Origin of the sequence: Roseateles sp., from assembly GCF_052436255.1 — a bacterium.
GTDB lineage: Bacteria > Pseudomonadota > Gammaproteobacteria > Burkholderiales > Burkholderiaceae_C > Pelomonas.
On record NZ_JBQVNP010000234.1, the window covers coordinates 1 to 5104 of the forward strand.

The following is a 5104-nucleotide window of genomic DNA, read 5'->3' on the forward strand; positions in this document are numbered from 1 at the left end:
CGCCAGCTTGGCCGCCAGGCCGGCGCCCACCGTGCCGCCGGCGCCGCCCTTGTTGTCGATGATCACCTGGCGGCCCAGCTGGCGCGTCAGCACCGTCGTCAGCGGCCGGGCAAAGGCGTCCGTCCCGCCGCCGACCGGGAAGGGGACGATCCAGGTGTAGGGCTTGCTGCCCTGGGCCTGGGCCAGCCAGGGGGTCAGCAGCGCGGGTAGAAGGGTGCGGCGTTTCATCGTGATGTCTCCTGTCTTGTGAGTCAGCGGCCTGGGCCTTGGCGGCATCGCGCTGGCGTCGCACGGTAAGCGCGCGGCCGCCGCCCGATCAATCAGCCAGACCGGCGAACGCTTACCCAAAGCGGAACGTTCTCGGCCGACATTTGCAGCGCGCGTAAACGTCGGTCGGCGAGGTTGATTGATCGGCCCGGCGGCCGCTTCCACACTGCGGCTGCAACGCAGGAGAACCCGATGAACGCCCCCGCCTGGAACCAGCGTGACCGCCAGCGCCGCGAGCGCCTGTCGCGCGCTGCGGCATTGGCCGGTGTGCAGGGCCGCCGCGTGGCCGCCGACGCCATCGTGCCGCTGCTGGAATGCGTGCTGGAGCCCGGCGACCGCGTTTGCCTGGAGGGCAACAACCAGAAGCAGGCCGACTTCCTGGCCAAGGCGCTGGTGCAGGTCGACCCGCAGCGCGTCCATCATCTGCACATGGTGCAGTCGGTGCTGGCCCTGCCCGAGCACCTGGACTTGTTCGAGAACGGCATCGCCGCGCGGCTGGACTTCAGCTTCAGCGGCCCGCAGGGTGCCCGCCTGGCCAGGCTGGTCGCGGCAGGCGGCATCGAGATCGGCGCCATCCACACCTACCTCGAACTGTTCGCGCGCTACTTTGTCGACCTGACGCCCAAGGTGGCGTTGGTGGCGGCGCACGCGGCCGACGCCCAGGGCAATCTCTATACCGGCCCCAACACCGAGGACACGCCGGCCATCGTCGAGGCCACGGCGTTCTCCGGCGGCATCGTCATCGCCCAGGTCAACGAGATCGTGGACAGCCTGCCGCGCGTCGACGTCCCGGCCGGCTGGGTCAGCTTCGTCGTCAAGGCGCCCAGCCCCAACTTCATCGAGCCGCTGTTCACGCGCGACCCGGCGCAGATCAGCGAGATCCAGGTGCTGATGGCCATGATGGCCATCAAGGGCATCTACGGCGAATACGGCGTGCAGCGCCTGAACCACGGCATCGGCTTCGATACCGCGGCCATCGAGCTGCTGCTGCCGACCTATGGCGAGTCGCTCGGCCTGAAGGGCAAGATCGGCAGGCACTGGGCGCTCAACCCGCACCCCGCGCTGATCCCGGCCATCGAGGCCGGCTGGGTCGATTCAGTCCACTCCTTCGGCTCCGAACTGGGCATGGAGGACTACATCCGCGCCCGCTCCGACGTCTTCTTCACCGGGCCGGACGGCAGCCTGCGCAGCAACCGCGCCTTCTGCCAGGCGGCCGGGCACTACGCCTGCGACATGTTCATCGGCTCCACGCTGCAGATCGACCTCGACGGCAACAGCTCGACCGCCACGCTGGGCCGCATCGCCGGCTTCGGTGGCGCGCCCAACATGGGCGCCGATGCCCGCGGTCGCCGCCACGCCAGCCCAGCCTGGCTCAAGGCTGGCGCCGAGGCTCGCGCCGGGCGCTGCGGAGCCGCCGGCACGCCGCGCGGGCAGAAGCTGGTGGTGCAGATGGTCGAGACCTTCCGCGAGCACATGCAGCCCGCCTTCGTCGAGCGGCTCGACGCCTGGACCCTGCAGGAGCAGGCCGGCATGGCGCTGCCGCCGATCATGATCTACGGCGAGGACGTGTCTCACATCCTGACCGAGGAAGGCATCGCCAACCTGCTGCTGTGCCGCAGCGACGCGGAGCGCGAGCAGGCCATCCGCGGCGTGGCCGGCTACACGGCGGTGGGCCTGGCGCGCGACGCCCGCATGGTGGAGAACCTGCGCGACCGCGGCGTCATCCGCCGGCCCGCGGACCTCGGTATCGACCCGCGCGACGCCACTCGCAACCTGCTGGCCGCGCGCAGCATGCGCGACCTCGTGCGCGCCTCGGGCGGCCTCTACTGCCCGCCCAAGCGCTTCCGCAATTGGTGAGGACATGACGATGAGCACCCCTGGCCTCGAAACCCTGGACTACGTCTTCGCCGGCACGCGGGCGGCGGGCGCCTTCGCGCCGGTGCTGGTCGGTGTCGTCGGCTCCGGCAACCTCGAAGTGCTGCTGGAGCCTGTGGCCGGCAGCGACTGCCGCGTCCACATCGAAACCTCGGCGCGCGGCTTCGGTGTCATCTGGTCGGCCGTCGTCAGCGACTTCCACCAGCGCCACCAGCTCGCCGGCGTGCTGCTGTCCATCCACGACATGGGCGCCACGCCGGCCGTCGTCAGCCTGCGGCTGGACCAGGCCGCGCAGGAGCTGCAGCCATGATTTCCTACGCAGAATGCTCGGCGCGCGAGCGCCTGGCGCGGCTCGTCGATGCCGGCAGCTTTCATGAATGGCTGCCGCCCGCCATGCGGCTGATGAGCCCGCATCTTGCGCAGCTGGGCGTGCCTTCGGCCTTCGACGACGGTGTCGCCATCGGTCGCGCGATGCTGGCGGGCCAGCCCATCTTCGTGGCGGCCCAGGAAGGCGAGTTCATGGGCGGCGGTGTCGGCGAGGTGCATGGCGCCAAGCTAGTCGGCCTGATGCAGCGCGCGCTGCGCGACCGGCCCAAGGCGGTGCTGCTGCTGGCCGAGTCCGGCGGCGTGCGCCTGCACGAGGCCAATGCCGGTCTCATTGCCGTGTCAGAGGTGATGCGCGCGCTGCTCGACGTGCGCGCGGCCGGCATCCCGGTGATCGTGCTGATCGGTGGCTCAGGAGGCTGCTTCGGCGGCATGGGCATCGTCGCGCGCTGCGCCGACCACATCGTCATGAGCGACCTGGGCCGCCTGGCCATGTCGGGCCCCGAGGTGATCGAGGCCTCGCATGGGGTCGAGGAGTTCGACTCGCGCGACCGGGCCCTCGTCTGGCGCACGACCGGCGGCAAGCACCGCTGGCTGAGTGGCGACTGCGACGCGCTGGTGGAGGACGACGTTGCCGCCTTCCGTGCGGCGGCCATCGCGGCGCTGGATGCATCGCGGCCGGTCACGCCGGACGCGCTGGAGGACGAACACGCCAGGCTCGCCGCGCGCCTGCGCTTTGAGGGTAATGACGCGGTCGCGTTCTGGGCCTCGACCGGTGTGGCGGATGCCGCTCGCGTGCCCGACCTCGACGTGGCCGCACTGCAGCCCATGGGAGCACGCTGATGGACTGGCAGACGCTCGCAATCCAACTGTTCGGCGCCGCTCACGGCATCACGCGCGACGGCGACCTGCTGCGCGGCAGCGTCGAGTTCGACGCTCAGCCGCTCACGGTCATCGGCAGCACCGACCATGCGCCCGTCGGCGTGCAGCTTGCGCTGGCGCAGGCCCGTGCCGTGCTCGACACGATGGCGCAGCACCCCGGCCGCGCCATGCTGCTGCTGATCGACACCCAGGGCCAGCAGCTGCGCCGCCGCGACGAGCTGCTCGGCATCAACCGCGCGATGGCCCACCTTGGCATGTGCATCGACCTCGCGCGCCGCCGGGGCCACCGCGTGCTCGGCCTCGTCTACGACCAAGCACTCTCCGGCGGCTTCATCGCGTCGGGCCTGATCGCCGACGCCTGCGACGCGCTGCCCGAGGCCGAGATCCGCGTCATGCGGCTGCCGGCCATGGCCCGCGTCACCAAGCTGCCCGAGGCGCTGCTGGCCGAGCTGTCGGCCTGCAATCCGGTGTTCGCGCCCGGCGTGGACAACTACGTGGCGATGGGCGGCGTGCGCAAGCTCTGGCAGGGCGACCTGGCCGCGGCGCTGCGTGAGGCCTTGGCCAATGCGCCGACGAGCGACCAGCGCGCCGCCGACGGCGCCGCACGCGGCGGCAGGCGGATGGCGGCCCGCGTGACCCAGCTGGTGCTGGACGCGCCATGACGCCGCTGCACCGCCACCAGATCGCCTGGCTGTCTGGCGCGGGCTGGCAGCGCCTGCTGGGCGGCAGCTGGGACGAGACCGCGCGCGACTGCCTGCGGCATTGGGCCGGGCAGAGCCTGCCCCTCGTCGTCACCCGCCAGTCCCAGCATGACGGCGAGACCATCGCCCTGGGCCTGTGCGCGCCGGGCCGCTGGCAGCGCCGCCGCCTCGCGCTGCGCGTGCCGCTGGTCGAGGTGCTGTATTTCGACGAGTTTGCGCGTCTCGACCAGGTACTCGGCCAGTTGCCTGCGAGCGCGCGCGTGGCGGCGCGCCAGCTGGCCGAACGGCTGCAGGCCGATGGCGTGACGGCGCGTGCCTATGGCAGCCACGGATGGGAGCACTTCACCGGCCTGGGCCACCTGCGCGAGGGCTCGGATCTCGATCTGTGGATGGCGGTGGACGACGTGCAGCAGGCGGATGCGGTGGCAGCCGCGCTGGGCAGCTTCGAGGCGCCGACGCTGCGGCTGGACGGCGAACTGGTGTTCGACGGCAATGCCGCAGTGGCCTGGCGCGAATGGCAGGCCTGGCGCGCCGGCCGGGCCCGGACGCTGTTGGTCAAGCGCCTGCACGGCGCGGCGATGGCCACGGCGCTCCATGAGTTCGAAGGCACCGGAGTGATCGCATGAGGCCTCTGCTCGCTGCCGCGTCATGCGTGCCGGGCGTGCAGGAGATCGGCCGCGCCGCCACGCTGGCCCTGCATGATGAACTTGCCCTGACGCCCAAGCCCGGCCTCGTCACGCTGACCGACCGTGGCAGCCACGCCGACATGGACGCCCATACCTTCATGCGCAGCCTGTTCGCGCTGCGCAGCTACTTCGTGCGCATCGCCGAGCTGGGCGCGTGCGGCGCCTCCTTTGCAGAGCTGGAGCGCTGCGGCATCGCCGCCGAGGCCCGCATGCTGGCGGCCACCGGCGGCGTCAACACGCACCGCGGCGCCATCTTCATGCTGGGCCTGCTGTGTGCCTCGGCCGGCGCGCTGTCGGCGCAAGGCCAGCGCCTCACGCCCGCGGCGGTGCGCGAGATGCTGCTGACGCGCTGGGGCGACACGCTGCGCC

6 protein-coding genes and 1 pseudogene are annotated in these 5104 nt (G+C 71.6%); 6 read left to right on the forward strand and 1 reads right to left on the reverse strand.

Going from position 1 to position 5104, the window contains the following annotated elements; genetic code table 11:
- Nucleotides 1-228, reverse strand: a pseudogene (locus tag ACT6S0_RS26395) (tripartite tricarboxylate transporter substrate binding protein); the annotation flags it as partial.
- Nucleotides 229-459: 231 nt separating this feature from the next.
- On the opposite strand from ACT6S0_RS26395, the gene mdcA reads away from it, so the two are divergent.
- From mdcA to ACT6S0_RS26425, 6 genes are all read left to right on the forward strand, one after another.
- The gene (gene mdcA / locus ACT6S0_RS26400; RefSeq protein WP_444766702.1) at nt 460-2124 is read left to right on the forward strand and encodes a malonate decarboxylase subunit alpha; all 1665 of its coding nucleotides are present in this window, start codon (nt 460-462) and stop codon (nt 2122-2124) included.
- 10 nt (nt 2125-2134) lie between these two features.
- Nucleotides 2135-2452 (forward strand): malonate decarboxylase acyl carrier protein, encoded by a 318-nt coding sequence (gene mdcC, locus ACT6S0_RS26405; protein WP_444766703.1) that lies wholly within the window; start codon nt 2135-2137, stop codon nt 2450-2452.
- Nucleotides 2449-3309, forward strand: a complete 861-nt coding sequence (locus ACT6S0_RS26410; RefSeq protein WP_444766704.1) for a biotin-independent malonate decarboxylase subunit beta — start codon at nt 2449-2451, stop codon at nt 3307-3309. Before mdcC ends, ACT6S0_RS26410 begins: the two co-directional genes overlap by 4 nt.
- Nucleotides 3309-4010: a biotin-independent malonate decarboxylase subunit gamma gene (locus ACT6S0_RS26415; protein ID WP_444766705.1), complete on the forward strand. Its 702-nt coding sequence runs from the start codon at nt 3309-3311 to the stop codon at nt 4008-4010. Before ACT6S0_RS26410 ends, ACT6S0_RS26415 begins: the two co-directional genes overlap by 1 nt.
- Nucleotides 4007-4675 carry a malonate decarboxylase holo-[acyl-carrier-protein] synthase gene (gene mdcG / locus ACT6S0_RS26420; protein WP_444766706.1) on the forward strand — a complete coding sequence of 223 codons (669 nt, stop codon included), beginning with the start codon at nt 4007-4009 and terminating at the stop codon, nt 4673-4675. The genes ACT6S0_RS26415 and mdcG overlap by 4 nt, the downstream gene beginning before the upstream one ends.
- On the forward strand, nt 4672-5104 hold a 433-nt coding region (locus ACT6S0_RS26425; protein ID WP_444766707.1), incomplete at its 3' end, for a triphosphoribosyl-dephospho-CoA synthase. The genes mdcG and ACT6S0_RS26425, both read left to right, overlap by 4 nt.